This is a genomic window from Defluviitoga tunisiensis (genome assembly GCF_000953715.1).
Taxonomy (GTDB): domain Bacteria; phylum Thermotogota; class Thermotogae; order Petrotogales; family Petrotogaceae; genus Defluviitoga; species Defluviitoga tunisiensis.
In genome coordinates this window covers 845,795-864,518 of record NZ_LN824141.1, presented here as the reverse complement: position 1 = coordinate 864,518, position 18,724 = coordinate 845,795, and the positions used below count along the sequence as shown (strand labels likewise).

The following is an 18,724-nucleotide window of genomic DNA, read 5'->3' as shown; positions in this document are numbered from 1 at the left end:
TACTAGTTAATATTTTTAATTAACACTTTTTTTACTATTGCTAAATAGTTTAAATATGTAGGGAGCAGAATACAAAACAACTATTATAATAACTAAAATAGCTGAAATTGGTCTGGCCAAAAACGGTAAAAAACTTCCATTAGACTTGATTAACCCAATTCTTAAATTATTCTCAACCATAGGACCCAAAATAATTCCTAAAATCATTGGAGGAGTTGGAACATTTATTTTATTTAATAAATAACCAATTAATCCAAAAATTATCATAACCACAATGTCAAACACACTGTTTCTAATTGCATAAGCTCCTACAAATGAAAATACAGTTACAATTGGAGCAATAATATTTTGTGGAAGTTTTAATACAATACCAAATAATTTAATTCCAATATATCCAACAATAATGAGGAATAACTGTGAAATTATTGCTATGGAAAATAATGCCTTAATTATCTCAGGATTATTTTGAAAAACTAATGGACCAGGTTGTAAATTATACATTAGCATGATTCCTAGAACAATCGCTGTTATTGAATCTCCCGGTATACCAAAAACAAGAGCAGGAATCCATGTTCCCCCTAATGCGGCATTATTTGCAGATGTAGGAGCTATAACCCCCTCCATACTCCCTGTTCCAAACTTTTCTGGTTCTTTTGAACTATTTTTTGCAACTCCGTAAGAAACCCATGCAGCAATATCAGCACCAGCTCCAGGAAGTGCTCCAATAAAAGTCCCTATAACTGAAGATTTAATAAAAGTCCATTTGTTTTTCCATATAATTGTTAGAGCTTCCTTAAAAGGTAATTTAAACTTTCCTTTCACACCAGAGTGTTTCAATTCTGATTTTGAGCTTACAATATTTAACACTTCAGAAAATCCAAATAATCCAATCATAGCAGGAATAAATTCAATTCCTCCTAGTAATTCAATACTTCCAAAAGTAAATCTAGGATATCCTGTTGTTGCATCCATTCCTATAGTTGAAATAAACAAACCCAGACAAGCAGAAATCAAACCTCTTATAGTATTTCCTTTAGAAAGAATTGCTGCTATACTAAGCCCAAAAATCCCAAGCCAAAAATATTCATAGTGTGTAAATTTCAAGGCAAAGTTAGCCAAAAAAGGAGCTAATAATATTAAAGCTAACACTCCGACCAATCCACCTAACGCTGAACAGATAAGGTCTATAGTTAAGGCTAAACCTCCCTTACCTTGTTTTGCCAATTCATAGCCATCTAAAATTGCAGCACCAGAAGAAGGTGTTCCAGGCATTTTTAAAAGAGTCGCTGGTATATCTCCAGCAAAGATTGAAGTAAAAGAAACTCCTAGAACCATAGCAAAACCTGCTAATGGATTCATATAGTAACTGATTGGAGCAATTAAAGCAACAGCCATAGTAGCAGTTAGTCCGGGAATTCCACCTACAAATACACCTAAAAACATTGATAAAATCCATGGAATCAAAATTTCTGGAGAAAAAAGATCCATAATAGTCATCGTCGTCCTCCTTATCAATCTTTTGATTTGACCTTTTCAACTCTATTAATTAGCAAAGCTTTTTTAACCATTTTTTATTAATTTCAAATGAAACTAAATATTCCAGTTGGAAACGATACATTAAAGAAAAACTGAAAGACAACTAAAATGATAGCCAATACAATTAGGGAAATACCAATACTTGTTAAAAATTTGACCCTTAATCTTAACATTAATATTACTAATAAAATTAATGTACATATTATAAAACCAAAATAATTAAGTAAAATAACATATATTAATGAAGAAAGAAGAAAAAAAATAATATTTCTATTTTCCCAACTTTTGAACCAACCTAAATTTATTTTAAAAGTATTTCCACTCATGAAGGAGCATATTATTTCATACACACCACCTATAAAAAAAACTATCCCTAGAATTACTGGAAAAAATGCTGGGCCAGGTAATCTTATACCACTTACTTCAAAAGAGGGGAACTTTATTGTTTGATAAAAATCGATAATAGCTATTAAAACAAGTGTTAACCCAAACCAAAAATTACCCTTTTGTTTTTTCATTTATAATCCTCCATTTATCATTTCTGGAAAAATTTTTATAATCTAATTTAAGTATAGGTCGACAAATGAATAATTTCTCAATTCTAGTATACAAAAAGGCATTTATCTTCTTTTATATTGTATTAATTTTTGTATAATAAACATAGTTACGTTTCATTAATTTTTAAGAAGATAAATGCTTGACAATTAGATACAATTAAATTATAAATAAAAATATTATTCATTTCTATTTTTCCAAAAAAAGCAATGAGTTTTAAATCTTCGTAATTTAATTAAATATATCCTCCCAATTGAAGAAGGTACTTCCATTCACCATCTTCTTTTTTTACAAATTCAAAAAAAGATTCTGGATCTCTTATTTTTATACCAAAACCATTTTTCTTCATAAAATCAATAAAATTCTCTTTGTTGACTACTTTCAGCATGTTTTGATAAATTATATTAATAATTTCTTTTGGAGTTCCTTTTGGAGCAGCCAATCCTCTCCAAGTTCCTGAAGACCAATCTATCCCTTGCTCTTTTAATGTAGGCACATCAGGAAATTCAGAGAGACGTTCATCAGACATTACTGCCAAAGCTCTTACTTCTCCAGCTTTAATCTGAGGGGAAACTTCTGCAATACTACAAGTAATGACGTCAACATGTCCGCCTAATAATTCAACCAAAGCGGGGGCAGCTCCATCTGTTGGAACCCACAATACATTACTTGGAGAAATGCCTGCTTTGTCCAACATACCAACACGACTCAGGTCCCATACTGAAGCTGGTCCAGAACCAGAGAATTTATATTTTCCGGGATTAGCTTTTATATCCTGAAGTAAATCGTTTATTGTATTCCAAGGAGCATCTTTTCTTACAACTACACCGGCAGGATCTTCATTTACTTGAATTATGTACTCAAAATTTTCATAATTTACTTTAGCAAAACCGAGCCAATGAAGTGTTGCCAATTCTTGAGTTACAAATGTTAAAGTATAACCATCCGGTTTTGCATATGCTCCAGCAGTGTGCCCTACTGCTCCTCCTCCACCTGGTTTATTCAATACTACAAAAGGTTTACCAAATTCTTCTTCTAATCCATTTGCAATAACCCTTGCTATTCTATCACTTCCTCCACCAGCTGACCATGGACAAATGATCGTTACCGCTTTTGTAGGATAGTTTGCAAAAGAACTCAAAAATAATAGAACTAATACTAAAAAAGTAACTAAATACTTTTTCATTTTCTCACCTCCAAAATAAATTTGTAAACAAATTAATAAATTCAGTCAATCTGATTAGTTCTTAAGCATTTTATTAACTCACTTACTTTATTGACTAACCCTTCATCATACTTAAAAGGAAATCTAGGATAACCAACATCTATTCCTTTTAAATTCAACATTGCATGAACAACTGGAATTCCCTGTCCTACTTTCCTTATTTTTCTGTAGGCAAACAAATATTTCATTGATTCCTTATAAGATTCCATATTTCTATTCTTTAAAGAATCATAAACATTAACAACATATTCAGGAAAAACGTTTGACATAGCTGAAATAGCCCCTTTCCCACCATGAAACATTGTAGGATTTAAATACATTTCTGACCCACTTAAATAATTAAACTTCTCTAAATCAACGTTTGTTGATAAATCGTAAAAATAATTTAAATTATTAGTAGTATCTTTAATACCATATATACCTATTTCTGCTAATTGATGTATGCATTGAACAGAAAGATTATATCCAACACGTGGAGGATTAAGATATACAAACACAGGAATAGTTATTTCTCTTAAAATTTTTTGAAAATACAATATAATTTCTTCTTCACTATAGCCATAAAAATAAGGTGGAACAAATGCTACAGCATTAGCTCCTTGACTTTGCGCAAATTGTGCTAGTTTAACAGAAGTATCGGGATTACTTTCCCCTGCATGAACAATAACTTTTTTATTTGACGAGTTTTTTAAAACATGTTTTATTATCTCTTTTTTTTCATCTTCACACAATAAAGCAGTTGAACCATAGGTACCTAAAATAAAAAATCCATGGACCTTATCATTTAGATAAAATAAGAGATTATTCAATCTTTCCAAGTCTACTTTATTTTCTTCATTAAAAGGTGTAATTAACGAAGTAAATATACCTTCAAACATTTTTTACCTCCATAATATATTTTCATAATATGAAATATGCTTTCTCTTTAATAAACTAAAAAAATTATAAATAATATAATAATATTTGTCAACTCTAATTTTCGGTGATTAAATTTGTTTATAAGCATTTATTAGATTTTAACTTTAAAAAACTCCTATTCTCTTAGTTTTGTATTTTTTCAGGGATCTTTAATTCTTTAACATGTCTTTTAATATGTTCAGCTACTTCAATATGGTATTCATTTTCATATTTAGTTAGTATTTCAAAGAACCTATTTCTGAAATCGTATTTTGGATTCAGTACAAACATATAAGAAACATGCAGGGTTTGTCTCGCATCGGGATTGTTTAAATACTCTATAGGTTTTAAATCTTTAGGAACAGAAAAAGGATCGCAGGATAGATGATAATATTTATCCATTTCTGTTCGTTTATCTAGACAGGTTTTCCATATTTCTTTAAAAAAATCGGGGGCTTTTTGAGCTATTATTTTTAGTGCCTGTAAGTAACTAGTTCCAGAAGTTTTAAGATGATAGTTTCCTTGAGTAATTTGAGATACATAAGGATATATAGAAAATTTATCACTTCCAGAATGAATTGAAAGTCTATACCCAAAGTAACTTGCTATTTTATGATGCTTCATCAACGAATTTTTAAATTCTTTAATATTTCCAATATAGTCGATACCCTTTTGAAATTCACCTGGAAATCTTGGAGCTAGTGTATCAATTGTAATTCCTTCATCATATAGGTACTTTGATAACAAAAAATGTGTTTTTTCATCTGTTGGAATATTTGTTTCATCTATAGAAACCTCAAAAGATACATCTTTGTTTTTTACTTTTGGAAAGTTATTCCATATATAAATTATTCTTTCAATTACCCCTGAATAGATAGATAAAATCTTCTCAAGTTCTTCTTGGGAATATTCTAAGTCTAAATCTTTTACCTTGAATGTTTTTCCATAAAATCCCTTATAGATCTTTTCTTTAATCTTCGAAACAACACCCATGTATTCCGAACAATCTAAGGTTAACATTGTTATTCCAGAATCTATTGCCATTTTTATCTCTTCATCTGTTTTTAGATGATCACCATCAAAACCACTCTTACCTTCATAATTTTCTTTAATTACAGCATTTTCGACATCTTTTTTAACATCGTGAAAAGTCCTTCCAGTAAAGTTCAATTCTCTAATACTTTGTTGTGCAAAAACGGGAAAGAACTCATGTCGTTTGGCCACCTTTATATGACCTGGCGTTGCTAAACCTACTCTATCTCCAAGACCTAATGAAATTCCTTGTTTAGGTAATTTTGAGAACATCGTATAACCTCCTATAAATTCATATTACTTACTTTAGAAATTCTAAAATCTTTTTTTTGGTACTTGTAGCTAGGAAAGGGGGGAGGGCTACGCCCTGTTACCCTTTTAAATTCAAAAAATGTTTTTTTTGAAAATTATAATTTCTAAACTTATCAATTAGAAATTTAAGCAATAATCTCTTCTTTTATATACTTTTCAAAAGCAAAAGTTGCAGCACCTAAGGCTGTTATATAGTCTCCTATTGGTGAAACTTCGATCTTTGTATCGCTATTTGCATAAAATATATTCTCTTCGTAGCTTTTCTCAACAGCGTCTTTCAAAAATTCCCAACCATATGCAACACCGCCAGCTATATATACCTTTTCAGGGTTTAATATATTTACAAGTGCTGAAATACCTATACCTAAGTAGTGGCCGGCTCTTTCAAAGGCCTTTATCGCATTTTGATCTCCTTTTTTAGCTAATTGATAAATAGCTAAAGATTCACAATCTTCTTCACAATCAAAATTTTTACCCGATAATTCAGCATAGTTTTTTACTATTCCTTTACTAGAGCTTTCGGTTTCTAAACAACCTCTTTTCCCACAGTTGCACAATCTTCCCTCAGAATTAACGGTAATATGTCCTAATTCACCGGCAGCATTTTTATAACCCCGTATAATTCTTTCATTACTTACTATCCCAACACCTATTCCAGGACCAATATTTACTACAACAAAGTCCTTTTCTTTTGAGGAGTTGTTTATCAGTAAGTCTCTAGCCATCATTATTGTATTATGATCAACGTAGGCAGTTAATTTAAACTCTTTTTTGATTATTTTTTTTATTTCTAATTCTTTTATTTCTAAGTTGTGAGCCCTTATTACCACACCTCTTTCATAATCTACAAAACCTGGAAAAGCCATACCTATACCTGTAACATTATATTTTTCAATTATGTTCCTTATATTGTCAAATATCTGCTGTAGTAATTGTTCACCAGTCTTCGTTTTAAATCTTTTTGAATAATGAAGATTTCCTTTTCCATCAGATACGATAACTCTTGAATATGCAGTTCCAACATCGTAACCAATAAAAAGAAAATCATCATAATTCACATCCAATAAAACACCTTTTTTCCCTACTCGTTCAACTTCTTCACTACCAATCTCTCTTATAACATTTTTTTGAATTAGAAAATTGGTAATATAACTCACTGTAGATGGCATTAAGTTCGTTTGCCTTGCAATGTTAGCTCGTGTCATCGGACCATTGTTACGTAAACATTCAAAAATTAATGCTGCGTTGTTTTCTTTTAAAGAAGATAGGGATGCTTTCTTCATTTTTTGTAACCTCCATATTGTATTTCTTTTAACGCTTAATTGCTCGTATGTATATTATCCCATAAAAAATCTTTTTTTTAGTTAATTATAATCAATCAAAGAACAATTCTTTTGGTCTATAATAACAAATTCCCCGTACTAAATTGAACGCCTCTCTTACAGGTATCTGACCTTTTTCAACCATTTCTCCAACAACATTTGAAAGTTCTCTTCTAAACATTTCAGTTCTAGAACCATATGACATTAGTTTTCGTGAATCTGTAACCATTCCTGCCAAATTACCTAAAAGGTCAACAGTTGCTACATATTTCAAGTAGGTTTCCATTCCAAAGGGACTGTCATTAAACCACCATGGTGCACCTAGACTAACATTTGGAAAGGCGCGAGCTAATGTAGCAGCTGTTGGATATAAAGAAGGATCTAAACAATAAAGAACTATTTTTAATTTTTCGTCAAATTCATTTAAAAAATACTTTAGCCCCTCAGCCATATTGATAATATTTGTTGAAACATCTCCTCCAGAATCTGGACCTAATCTATTATATAATTTATCGCGATAATCTCTAACTGCTCCAATATGAAGCTGCATAACCCAATTACTTTCTGAATTCATTTTCCCATACTCAATAAAAAGATAAGCTTTAAAATCACGGATCTCTTCTGCAGATAATTCTTTTGATTCCATAGCTTTTTTGTAAATATTTTTAACCTTTTCTTTTTCTACAAAATAAGAAATTGGTTCGTATATTCCATGGTCACTAGCTACTCCCCCTAATTCTTGAAATTTTTTATGAGTCTTATATAATGCATTCATAAATCCCTCAAAAGTACTTACATTTTCGTTTGTTACTTCTCCTAAATCTATAACGAACTCCTTCCAACCTTTTTTTTCTATGTTCATAGCCTTGTCTGGCCGCCAGGTAGGAAGTATTCTAATTCCTTCAATCTTTTCTTTTGCTTTTTGGTGGTAATAAAGATCATCTGTTATATCGTTTGTGGTACACATTACTTCAACATTCATACTTTTTAGTAACTCCTGAGGTTTCATGCTTTGCTGTTTTAAGGCAATTGAAGTATCTTGCCAAATCTTTTCTGCAGTATACTTTGAAATAACATCCTCAATATGAAACCTTCTTTTTAAATCTAGATGAATCCATTCATAGGTTGGATTTCCTACAAAATTTGGAAATACTTCTGCTAATGCCATCCACTTTTCTTTATTCGAAGCCTTACCAGTAATTTTTTCTTCTGGTACACCTCTTTTTCGCATAAGTTCCCAAACGTAATGATCTGTCTCAGCTTCAACCTGCCATATGTCTGTCCAACCTCTATTCTCAACAATCTCTTTAACGTCTCCATGGTTGTGTGCGTCCAAAATTGGAAGATCTTTTACTGATTCATATAGTACCTTTGAGGTCTCATTTTGTAGTAGATAATTCTCATCTAAAAATGCCAATTCAAATTCCTCCTTTATATGTTTGACTTATACTCACTTTAGAAATTTCAAAATAAGAATTTTAATCTCACCAAGCTGTTTAATTCTTTTTGATCGAAGAAAACGGGAAGGGCTTTGTACTTGACCCTAAACACACTATAAACTCTACGCCTTATTTATATTTATTATAATGTTCCTTCATTTCCTTATTAAAAGGTAAGTTAAATATCTCATCCCATAGTTTGGGTATATAATCATAATTTTTAGTTCGTGGATCTCTTACCAAAACCTCTTCCAAAATTTTTCTATCTCCTGTAATAAAAGCATCTAACGCCATTCCCATTCTCATTATACGAGGGGTTAGATAGTATTTCTTAATTTTTTCTGGTAGGTCCGGCTCTATCTTTTCAGGAAATATTCCATTTTTATTAACCTTAACAGGAACTTCAACAACTATATCATCAGGAATTCCCTGTATTGTTCCGTTGTTTAGAACATTTAAAAATAATCTCACTTCAATATTATTAGTTAAAGCATTTATAAAAGGTATTTGTTGTTCTCCACTTAATTTTTCTTTTGGAAACTCTTCGGGCCAATTTTCTGTAATTTTTATTTTGGGATTTTTTGATACCTCTATAATCATCCTTTTTATTTGTCTTAGTTCTTCATAAAACTTTGGACGCTCTATTTCATTGTCTATTCCTCCAAATTTTCCATACCATCGCTTTTTAGCTTCTAAACTGTGATGATATTTCCAAGAACCATTACGCGTCGTATCTCCAATAGGTAACCTTCCATAAAATCGGTACATGTCAATAACTGCTGGACATAGGTGCGTATCCCAAGGGCTTTTTGGTTCCCAATGTTTTGACTCTTTTTCTATCCACTCATCTAACAAAGGATAGGCATTTTCCCCTTTGTAGACAAATCTGTTCAACCAAATCCCGTGGTTAACTCCAGCAACTTGCCAATCTGTATCTTTTTTGTCTATTCCTAATGCCTTTAAAACCTCAAAAATACCTTCTACCCCATGACAAAATCCAATTACTTTAACGTTTGTTAGTCTTTTTATTAATTGAGTTATTTCAAAAACAGGATTCGCTGTTTGAATGAGCCACGCGTTCGGACATATTTTTTCTACGGATCTAGCTATGTCAAGTGACATTTTTAAATGATTATAATTTGTAAAAGTGTAATAGTCTGATATCATATTAAACTCTTGACTATCTATCCCTCTGTAGTAGCCGTAATTTTCTGCAACATCTCTCATAATTTCATAACTGACATAACCATCTTCGTGTCCTGGTGCTCTATATAACGCTGTATTTATTACAAAATCAGCGCCTTTAAGAGACTCTTCTCTATTTAAAGTTTTTTCAAATTTCAAATTTCCTCCAATTTCTTCATTGTACCTTTTACACAAGTTATATACTGCTTCTAGCCTTTCTTCATCTATATCCATGAGTGAAACTAAACTATCATTAAGCTCCTTTGTTTTCGCTAAATCTCCAACCAACTTAACTGTGTACCTTACACTTCCTGCCCCTATAAAAGATATTTTTATTGACATTTTCGTCTCCCCCTTTAATTAATTCATTCTATGCTCGAATTATTTATCTATTATAATCCAAAATCATTATAAATAAAAACTCTATTTATAGCAACCTTATTTAATTATAGACTTTTAGTTTAGAATATTAGCAAATAACTGCTATTTTGAGGGTTACTTTTATATCTTAAACCTCTTAACTAAAGCCTCTAGTTCAGAAGATAATTCACTCAACTCTTTTGCACTTTCGTTTATCTCTACCGATTGATTTAGTTGCCTGTCTATTACCTTTCTTGAGTTTTCTAGTTGTTCACTTATCTCTGATACCGCCCTTGCTACTCGCTCTATCGCTGAACTCATCTCTTCGGCACTTGCACTTTGTTCTTCTGCACTCGCTGTCATGTTTTCTATCCCTTGATTCATCTTTTCTATTCGTTCTCTTATGTTGTTAAAACTTTTTAGTACATTTACCATCTTTTCGTTTACTTCTTCTATCGTTTCTACTACCTTGTTCGTTGACTCGTTCACTTTCTTTGTACCTTGCGTTATGTTTGTTAGTATTTGACTTATTTCATCTGTCGCATTTCTTGATTCTTCAGCTAACTTTCTTATCTCATCCGCTACTACTGCAAAGCCTCTTCCTGCTTCTCCTGCCCTTGCTGCTTCTATCGCTGCATTTAGCGCTAGAAGGTTCGTTTGTTCCGTTATCGAGTTTATTGTTTCTACTATGCTTTGAACATCTTTCGCATTCGTCGCTAGTTGGGTCACTTCTTTTTGGCTTTCTTTTGTCCTTTCTACCGCTTCTTTTACTATCTCACTTATGCTTATTATTGTTTGACTTCCTTCTTGCGCTGCTTTGTTTGTATTTTCTGCTTCTTCACTTAATCTTTGGGCATCTCGAGATACCCCTTGCGCTGCCCTGGCTACTTCGTCTACCCCTGACGTTACTTCTTCTACATTTTCTGCTGTCTCTTCTGCATATGCCTGTATCGTATCCATTTGTCGTTTTAATTCTTCTGAGTTTTCTCTACTTTCTTGAGAGGTATTGGTTAAATTAACTGATGATTTTTGTACTTTGTCTGAAGCTTCTCTTATTGAGCCCATTGAGTTCCTTAGTTCTTTACTCATCTCTGATAAGGCTAATCCCATCTGTCCTATTTCATCTTTACTTTTTACTTGAAAGTCTACTGTTAGGTCTCCTTCTTTGAATTGGTTTATCTTGTTCCTTAATTCAAGTAATGGTTTGGTTATACTTCGTATTAGGTATATGACCATAATTATTGCTACTACAAAGGCCACTACTGTTAATATTATTGTTAGTACAATCGATCTGTTGTTCTTTTCTATTAGTTGTGGACCAAGCGTGTCTTGTTGTTCTTTTAATTGAGCTCTTTGTTCTTCTAACAGATTTAATATTTCTAACCTTAATTGTTCCATCTGCCGAGTTAAATTCTCTTGGGTTTCAACTAAATCGATTATTTGATTGAATTTACTTTCAAGCTCATCTGCAAGTTCTGCAACTTGTAAAAAAACTGTTTTGTGCTCTTCTTTAGTCAAACTTGGACCAACTAATGATAGATTATTTTTTAGAGTTGAAAACAAATTTATAACATTATTTTTTGCAGAGCTTGATTTCGAAGAGATATATTCTCCTACGATATCATTAATATTATTTACAATATCTACAGGATTTTCAGAAAAAGCATAAAAAGCTAAATGCATGGTAACCGTATCAAATTCAAGCAATTTTTGAATAAGTGATTCTGACAGTGTGTTGAATTCATTTGAGCACTCATTGAACTCTGTATTTAATGTAACAAGCAGATAAAAATTTTGCTCATAAGAAATAAGAAGTTCATTTAAATCAAGCAGATTTAAATTATTTTGGGTAGTAGATAAAAGCTCGTTTATCTGATCTTTCATCTCTGATAAATTATTTTTAAAGGAATTCTCATGTTCTTCAATGCTATTTATAAGGTAATCTTTATAATTCAGAACTGAATCAAAAAAATTCACTTCCATTTCAGAAATACTAGCAACTTCGTCAGATAAACTTTCAAAAGATTTTAAACCTACATTAGAAACGTTAAGCGAATTGATATTAAATATTACAGTTATTCCAAATAAAACAAACACAATTAAAATAATGCTGATAATTCTACTTTTTACAGAATTATTTATCATACATAAATCCCCTCCTGTATTTAATTATTTAATCTTTTTTTTAGTTTTTTGAATTTGAATTTATTAATTCATTCTAAGATTGAATTTATTATACTAAATTCTAAACCAAAAACAATAAAAAACAAAACGTTATTTTTCTTAAATAAATTATCTTTAAGAAAAATAACAATGAATAAACTCATATATTATGATTTTGCTTAATTTTCTTGTAAGTTATCTAAAAACTAAAAACGCCCTTTTCGGGCGTTTTTAGTCAGCGGGTCATTTTTTACTTTTTCGTTTTTTGTGTTTTTATAATGCTGGTGCCACTTCTTGTATTACGTTTCTATTGATTATTCCACCACTTGCATCAATATCAAAAACATACCAATAACGACCATTACCGCTAGTGGGAATGTTATATGTTTTGCGTAAGCCGTTTCTATCATATACTTGCACTATTGCATTGGAGGTGGTTATTTCTGGACTTCCACTGTAGTTATGCACAAAATATTTATAAGTATGGTTGAGAGTATTAAAGATAGTTATCGTTTCGGGACCATAGCTACTTGTATCATCGACATCTAAGAATGCATATGGATATTCATCGGGATCATCGATACCTTTAGTCCGGTAGTCAACTTCATAACCATTAAGATGACTTGCGTCCGGTGGAACAAGAAGGTGACTATCTAAGTCACTTGGACTCTCACCCCAAGTTAGAACGATTCTCAATTCTTCATCTTGAGCCAGTTCTGGTGAAAGTGTAAAATTAACAGTTTTTTGTTCATCTGCAACCAAAGACAAAGTTTGCGTGTTGGTTACATAGCCGGACTTGGAGGCACTGATGGAGGTATTGGCGATTGGGACCTTGTATAAAGCGTACTTACCTGCTGAATCAGTTGTTCCAGAGACATTACCAGATTTCACAGTAACTCCAGATAATGGCAGACCAGTTGTTGCATCAGTAACAGTTCCTCCAACCGTTGCAGTTTTACCTCCTAATAAACCGTTAAAATCAAACGGTGTACATGCGCTCAAAATAAACACAAGTGAAACTAGCAATAATGCAATATACTTAACCCTTTTCTTCATGATAACTTCCTCCCTTTTCTTTGAAGTCACTGAAATTATAAAAAAGGGATCTAAAAAAAATCTAAAACAAGAAAAGGGAAAAGAAAGAAGTTATCATATTTTAAGAAAACTGAATCTCTTTTATAAAATTAGATACCTCTTTTGAGGTAAATTCTTCTCCTAATTCACTAGCAAATAGTTCTTTTATATAGTTGTAGTAATCTACAGCTTTTTTGATTTCTCTTTGTTTAAGTAAAAGTTTTATATATTCTGTATTCATTTCATATGAATAAGGATCAATATTAAGATACTCTTCTAATATGGATTTTGCTTTTTCTATGCTATTTTCTTTTTCAATCAAATATAGTTTCGATAATATTTGTAAATATGTTTTTTCAGCATGGTTTATTTTCGGTATCGCCCAGTCATCATAAATATTTGAAGGTAATAAACCATTTTTATAAATTTTTTTAGCTATCAAAAAGCTATCTTTTGACTTTGAATATAGTTTATTGTTAAATAATTTTATAGCTTCTTTATTAACTTCAAAGAAATCTTCATAATCTAAATAATAAGGTTTATCCGTATTAAATTTATAATTTTTGTTATTAGATAAAATATATTCATCTTTCAATCCCATATCTTTAAACCTTTTTCTCATATCATGAAGCGCAACATACAAATTTTGACGAGCGCTATCAAAAGGGAGATCTTTCCAAAAATATTCTATTATTATATCTTGAGTAATCCACTGATTATAATTCAAAGTTAGAAATTTAAATAAATCAAGGGCTTTTTTATTTTTAATGTTTTTTATTGTTAAAATATTATCACCGGAAAATACTATAAATTCACCAAATAAATAAATTTTCGGATAATATGTATAAGCTTTTTCTTCATGAGATAGTTTGAAAGACTCCTCTAAAAAAGTGATCTTTGGAGTTTCTATATACATATTATTTAACTCTACTTTATTGCCCAACATCTCACAAACATACTTTGATAAATAAGGAGTTTTTTCAAAAACAAAATGAAAGTCATTCGCTTCTAAAAGAGTTAAGAAGGTTCTTTGATCTTCTTTTGAAGTAAGCACTTTTATAAAATAACTTAAAGCCATCTTATAATACAACGCTTCAAACAATATCAATTTTGCTCCACCTTCGGCGGCCGTTTTTATAACATCTTCTATAATTGGGATAGCAGTTTCAAATTGTTTCCCATATATCAATATCTTTACCTTTTGTAATTTAAAATCTAATATTTGGTATCTATTGAAAAAAGTGTTACCAATTTTTAAGGCTTTTTCTAAAGCCATGAGCGCTTCTTCATTTTTTCCTACCTTAAAAAGATACTCGGCTTTAACTGAAAAAAAGTTAGAGGTAAGAAATTTTGAACGAGCATAAAATCTTTCAGCTGATTTTAAATTATTATCAGCCTCTTTTAAACTTCCTTTGATAATATTTATTTTTGCCTGCAAAATATATAAGATGGGTAAATAAGCAACATTTTGCGTTTTTATATATATATCTTTAAAGTAGTTCATCATTTCTTGGGATTTTGATGTCTTATTTACCAACAAATAAAAGTCGGCAAGGTTGGCATATAAAAGTGCTTTCCCATAATCATCATCCATATTTTTAAACATCTCTAAAGCATTAAGGTAATAGTCTTCTGCCTTTTTTATTTCTCCTTTTATTGTATAAATGTTGTAAGATAGATTGTTTAATATCCAAGGCTTCATTTCGTTTATTCGATTTTTTTCACACAAGTACAGAGCCTTGTTTAGATATTCTTCACCTTCTTCAATCTTTGACAAATAAGACAGACTAGAACCTAAAAGATTGTACAGAGAAATTAAATCATTATAATCCTCATTGGGGATTTTTTTCAATAATTCTAATCCTAATTCAACGACCTTTTCATATTCTTCTTTATGCCAATAAATACCTATTATTTGAATTTCTACCTCAAATACAGAAAGTTTTGTATCTTTTAATTTTTCTATATTATTTCTTACAATTATATAATCCTCGAGAGCTTCATCAAACTTAGAGTACTTTTCCTTAATGATACCTCTATAAAAATACAGTGTGTAATCATTTTCATAGAAAGATTGAGGAATAGAATGTAGCCATTTTTCTACTGAGGAAAAATCTCTGACTAAGATTTGTGAATGTATAAGAAAAAAATCAATAATTTTTTCAATATCTCCTAATTGTATTAGACAATAAAATTGTTCCTTATAGTTTTCAGATTTTTTATAGATCTCAAATAGTTCGTTGTATATTTTTTTCTTTAAATCTTCAGGAACTTTTTTTGATATTTCTTGTTTAAAAATATCGTGCATGTAAAAATTTTCTTCATCTAACTTTTCTATAATATTTAAATCCAAAAGCCTTTCAAAGCATTGATGAATTTTATACTCTCCCATGTAACTAAAGTACTCTTTACAAACATGTAGGGTGATTTGGTTTAATAAACTTATAAAGAATAAAAATTCTTTTAAATCTTTAGAAAGATTTTTTATTATAGCTTCTAGATATTCACTTATATTAGTTACCGAACTAATATAATTACCATTTATATCTTGATTATCTGTGATATATGTAATAATAACGTTTATAAAACCGGGCCAGCCGTTACTAAGTTCATACAACTCTAAAATTTTTTCTTCATCTATCTCTATTTTTCTTTGATTGAGATACTCTTTGAATTCTTCTAAGGAAAACCTTAATTCTTTTTCTTTAATTTCATAATAATCATCACTCATTTCAAGCTTAACTACAGAAATAGGAAAGTCTTCTCTAGATGAAAAAACATAATGAACATTTTTATTAGAAAAATTTATTAAAATATTAAACAAACTTTTATAATTTTCAGCTAAAGTCATATTTTCGAGCGAATCAACGAAAATATAGATATCTTCTTCTACTTTAGACAGTTCATTCACCAGTTCAACAATCTTTTCTTCTTCGTTAAAATAGAGATAAATATTTTTGTTTTTTGAAAACTCAAATTCGTATACGTTGCTTAAACCAAAAATAAGATGATTCAAAAAATCATCAAATTCAAATAAATATGAAGGACAGTTAATCCATAATTTTTTATCGTGTATTTCTTCATAAAACATACTTAAGGCAATTGTCTTACCATAACCAAACGGAGCTCTTAAAAAAATTATTTTTTTCTCTTTATTCTTAATTAATTTATTAATTATTTTATCCCGAAACAGGTAATCTTCCTTTATTTGAGGGTGTTTAAAAATAAAGTTCATAATCTCCATATAAAACCCACCTTAATTCTAATAATTTACTGATATTCTTTACACTATAATATTATTTGGATTCTTTTTCATCTTTAAACTTTACGAAAAAAGAAATAATAAAGGAAATAGCCATCAATATTGCAGGAAAAACTGACATCATAAAACGTGCTGCTAAATCAGGATGTTCGCCTGGATTATTACCATCAACAAAACCAAATATAAGTGTAACTAGTAATAACACTAAACTTTTTGCTAACCCTGAAAAATGTATAATAAATTGAAAACCACTAAAATATATTCCTTCACGTCTAAGGTTTGAAGCTTTTGCATCTGCATCTATCACTTTTGCATATATCAAATCAATATTAGCAGTAACTCCTGCAATCCCAATACCTATAAAGGCACCTGCAATCATAGAAGAAACTAAAGTGTCAACAAAGAAGGTCGGTATAACTGCTATTCCTAAAAATATCAAAGAAGATCTCCATGCAGTCATAGCTCCAAACCAATCTATTACTTTAACCCACAAATACATCGCTGGAATCGCTGTTATGAATACAGCTCCGGTTAAATAAGCTGCATTAGCCTCGCTTAATCCTAAGGTATACTTGATAAAATAAGGGATACTCAACAGTAACAAAGCAAGCGAAGCTTGATAAAAAAAGTTAGTTAAACTTACCGTCCAAAAATTTTTGTTTGTCATCACAGCCTTTAAAGAATCTTTTAATTTTGGAACTTCACTTTCTATATATTCTGGTCTTTCATGAACACTGAAAGCTGCAATTAGATAAAAAAACATACCTACCAAGATCATAAAAGTTGCTGTTATGGAATATCCATATTTTTCAATTAATATGGGCGCTAATGTTACTCCTACTATTAAACCAACAAGTTGAAAAGCTTGCCTTAGAGCATTAGATCTTGTCCTTATTCTACTATCTATAAAAAGTTCTGGAAATAGTGAATGATAATTAACCGAAGAAATTGTTGTCAACGTTTCTGTCAACATAGAGAAAACTGCATAATAAACAACTAACAAATAACCTTTTTGGACTGACAAAGGAGGTGAAAATAAAAAGATATAGGATATACAATATAACGGTATACATATTAACATCCAAGGCTTACGCCTACCAATCTTGGTACGTGTGCGGTCAGAAAGATACCCAAAAAGAGGGTCATTTATAGCATCCCAAATAGTAGCAAATACTGTAATCAAGGATATCATCGCTAACGGAATACCCAAAACATCGTTATAAAAAAACACTAAATAGGCTCCTATCATCTGCCCCGGAATTGTAATGCCTAACATCCCTAAGGCGTACGGAAAAGGATGAGTTTTACGATAAGTAAGTTCGTTCATTATACTCATTGTTTTCCTCCTTTTGAATTAATTCTTGCTCACTTTATAAATTCAAAATTCTATTTTTAGAAAATCTTCATTTTTTTAAACTTTTCGGTAATCGTACCAAGGAGTGGGGACTCCGCCCTGGAGCCGTTATAAATTCAAATTTATTTATATGTTATTATCTATATAAAGTTAATTATATATATCAGGATCATATCCACATGGCTTCTTCAAAACAATGCAACATTATTGGAAATAAGACCTTAAAATTTTCAGCATACTCACATCCTATTTTTTCTCCATATACTTTTGCTTTTAATCCAAAATACTGCTGAATAATCAAAATAAATTCTTCAGTAATTTGGCTTTCATGAATTTTAATAGCTTCAATTTTTTTATCCCAATAATCATCCACTGAAACGTATTGATTGGGATAAGCTGTAAAGAAAAAAGCTATTAAAGCGTTAGAATTTAAGCTACTAGATGCTGCTTGTGCAGCAGCTAACCCACAATTTTTGTGATCTTGATGAGTTTCATAAGGTAAAAAAGGATCTACAGTTAAAATTAAATCGGGATCAATATTTTCTATATGTTTCTTTATATCTTCTCTTACATCATTTATGTCATATCTTCCACCATCAGGATAGTTTAGCCATATAATTTTATCTACTCCTAATAATCTTGCTGCATCTTCTTGTTCTTTTTTTCTTATATTTACTGTTTCTTCACGGCTTTTCCCTTTTATTCCTGCCCCTCCTTCTGTAACCATGAGATAAGTAACATTTGAACCAGATGCCTTTAATTTAGCGATGGTTCCTCCAGCCCCAATTTCTCCATCATCTGGATGAGGAAGAATACATAACACATTATGTCTCTCTTCTATTTTGGGAATAGGAAGCATTTTCTTCAAGCTTTGTACAATTTTTTCTTCCATATAATAGCCTCCATTTACTCACTTATATATATGTTTTAGAATTGCTTACTTTTAGAAAATCTTTATTTCTTTAAACTTTTTGGTACTTGTAGCTAAGAAATGGGAGAGGGCTACCC

Annotated in this window: 14 protein-coding genes; 1 reads left to right on the top strand and 13 read right to left on the bottom strand. The window is 30.7% G+C overall.

What is annotated here, in order from left to right:
- Positions 1-15: 15 nt before the first annotated feature.
- From DTL3_RS04060 to DTL3_RS04015, 10 genes are all read right to left on the bottom strand, one after another.
- On the bottom strand, positions 16-1,497 hold the full coding sequence (locus tag DTL3_RS04060; protein ID WP_045087640.1) for a tripartite tricarboxylate transporter permease: 1,482 nt from the start codon (positions 1,495-1,497) through the stop codon (positions 16-18).
- 83 nt (positions 1,498-1,580) lie between these two features.
- On the bottom strand, positions 1,581-2,054 hold the full coding sequence (locus DTL3_RS04055; RefSeq protein ID WP_045087639.1) for a tripartite tricarboxylate transporter TctB family protein: 474 nt from the start codon (positions 2,052-2,054) through the stop codon (positions 1,581-1,583).
- Between the two features lie 272 nt (positions 2,055-2,326).
- The gene (locus DTL3_RS04050) at positions 2,327-3,277 is read right to left on the bottom strand and encodes a tripartite tricarboxylate transporter substrate binding protein (protein ID WP_045087638.1); all 951 of its coding nucleotides are present in this window, start codon (positions 3,275-3,277) and stop codon (positions 2,327-2,329) included.
- Positions 3,278-3,318: 41 nt separating this feature from the next.
- A complete protein-coding gene (locus DTL3_RS04045) occupies positions 3,319-4,194 on the bottom strand; it encodes a dihydrodipicolinate synthase family protein (protein WP_045087637.1) in 876 nt (291 codons plus the stop codon).
- A gap of 163 nt (positions 4,195-4,357) precedes the next feature.
- Complete coding sequence (locus DTL3_RS04040) at positions 4,358-5,518, bottom strand: tagaturonate epimerase family protein (RefSeq protein WP_052670347.1); 1,161 nt, start codon at positions 5,516-5,518, stop codon at positions 4,358-4,360.
- A gap of 164 nt (positions 5,519-5,682) precedes the next feature.
- Complete coding sequence (locus tag DTL3_RS04035) at positions 5,683-6,840, bottom strand: ROK family transcriptional regulator (RefSeq protein ID WP_045087636.1); 1,158 nt, start codon at positions 6,838-6,840, stop codon at positions 5,683-5,685.
- A gap of 91 nt (positions 6,841-6,931) precedes the next feature.
- Positions 6,932-8,296, bottom strand: a complete 1,365-nt coding sequence (uxaC, locus tag DTL3_RS04030) for a glucuronate isomerase (RefSeq protein ID WP_045087635.1) — start codon at positions 8,294-8,296, stop codon at positions 6,932-6,934.
- Positions 8,297-8,447: 151 nt separating this feature from the next.
- The gene (aglA, locus tag DTL3_RS04025; RefSeq protein ID WP_144403469.1) at positions 8,448-9,845 is read right to left on the bottom strand and encodes an alpha-glucosidase AglA; all 1,398 of its coding nucleotides are present in this window, start codon (positions 9,843-9,845) and stop codon (positions 8,448-8,450) included.
- 159 nt (positions 9,846-10,004) lie between these two features.
- The gene (locus DTL3_RS04020; protein ID WP_052670344.1) at positions 10,005-12,008 is read right to left on the bottom strand and encodes a methyl-accepting chemotaxis protein; all 2,004 of its coding nucleotides are present in this window, start codon (positions 12,006-12,008) and stop codon (positions 10,005-10,007) included.
- A gap of 291 nt (positions 12,009-12,299) precedes the next feature.
- Positions 12,300-12,917, bottom strand: coding sequence for a carboxypeptidase regulatory-like domain-containing protein (locus tag DTL3_RS04015; protein WP_231854062.1), 618 nt, complete (start codon positions 12,915-12,917; stop codon positions 12,300-12,302).
- Here DTL3_RS04015 and DTL3_RS09765 point away from each other — a divergent pair.
- Positions 12,835-13,227 (top strand): hypothetical protein, encoded by a 393-nt coding sequence (locus DTL3_RS09765; protein ID WP_231854083.1) that lies wholly within the window; start codon positions 12,835-12,837, stop codon positions 13,225-13,227. The two genes, DTL3_RS04015 and DTL3_RS09765, sit on opposite strands and share 83 nt — an antisense overlap.
- Here DTL3_RS09765 and DTL3_RS04010 read toward each other — a convergent pair.
- The 3 genes from DTL3_RS04010 to DTL3_RS04000 all read right to left on the bottom strand — a co-directional run bounded on the left by DTL3_RS04010 (position 13,183) and on the right by DTL3_RS04000 (position 18,608).
- A complete protein-coding gene (locus DTL3_RS04010; protein ID WP_045087633.1) occupies positions 13,183-16,344 on the bottom strand; it encodes a hypothetical protein in 3,162 nt (1,053 codons plus the stop codon). The genes DTL3_RS09765 and DTL3_RS04010 overlap by 45 nt on opposite strands.
- Before the next feature lie 52 nt (positions 16,345-16,396).
- Positions 16,397-17,698: an MFS transporter gene (locus tag DTL3_RS04005; protein WP_045087632.1), complete on the bottom strand. Its 1,302-nt coding sequence runs from the start codon at positions 17,696-17,698 to the stop codon at positions 16,397-16,399.
- A 187-nt stretch (positions 17,699-17,885) separates the two neighbouring features.
- Positions 17,886-18,608 carry a PIG-L deacetylase family protein gene (locus DTL3_RS04000; RefSeq protein ID WP_045087631.1) on the bottom strand — a complete coding sequence of 241 codons (723 nt, stop codon included), beginning with the start codon at positions 18,606-18,608 and terminating at the stop codon, positions 17,886-17,888.
- Positions 18,609-18,724: the final 116 nt, after the last annotated feature.

What these genes read in the sequence shown, in the direction of transcription:
- DTL3_RS04055 (WP_045087639.1), bottom strand. Translation starts at nt 2,054, where the DNA reads ATGAAAAAACAAAAGGGTAATTTTTGGTTTGGGTTAACACTTGTTTTA.
- DTL3_RS04010 (WP_045087633.1), bottom strand. Translation starts at nt 16,344, where the DNA reads ATGGAGATTATGAACTTTATTTTTAAACACCCTCAAATAAAGGAAGAT.
- DTL3_RS04020 (WP_052670344.1), bottom strand. Translation starts at nt 12,008, where the DNA reads ATGATAAATAATTCTGTAAAAAGTAGAATTATCAGCATTATTTTAATT.
- DTL3_RS04005 (WP_045087632.1), bottom strand. Translation starts at nt 17,698, where the DNA reads ATGAGTATAATGAACGAACTTACTTATCGTAAAACTCATCCTTTTCCG.
- DTL3_RS09765 (WP_231854083.1), top strand. Translation starts at nt 12,835, where the DNA reads ATGGAGGTATTGGCGATTGGGACCTTGTATAAAGCGTACTTACCTGCT.
- DTL3_RS04060 (WP_045087640.1), bottom strand. Translation starts at nt 1,497, where the DNA reads ATGACTATTATGGATCTTTTTTCTCCAGAAATTTTGATTCCATGGATT.
- DTL3_RS04045 (WP_045087637.1), bottom strand. Translation starts at nt 4,194, where the DNA reads ATGTTTGAAGGTATATTTACTTCGTTAATTACACCTTTTAATGAAGAA.
- DTL3_RS04040 (WP_052670347.1), bottom strand. Translation starts at nt 5,518, where the DNA reads ATGTTCTCAAAATTACCTAAACAAGGAATTTCATTAGGTCTTGGAGAT.
- DTL3_RS04000 (WP_045087631.1), bottom strand. Translation starts at nt 18,608, where the DNA reads ATGGAAGAAAAAATTGTACAAAGCTTGAAGAAAATGCTTCCTATTCCC.
- DTL3_RS04035 (WP_045087636.1), bottom strand. Translation starts at nt 6,840, where the DNA reads ATGAAGAAAGCATCCCTATCTTCTTTAAAAGAAAACAACGCAGCATTA.
- aglA (WP_144403469.1), bottom strand. Translation starts at nt 9,845, where the DNA reads ATGTCAATAAAAATATCTTTTATAGGGGCAGGAAGTGTAAGGTACACA.
- DTL3_RS04050 (WP_045087638.1), bottom strand. Translation starts at nt 3,277, where the DNA reads ATGAAAAAGTATTTAGTTACTTTTTTAGTATTAGTTCTATTATTTTTG.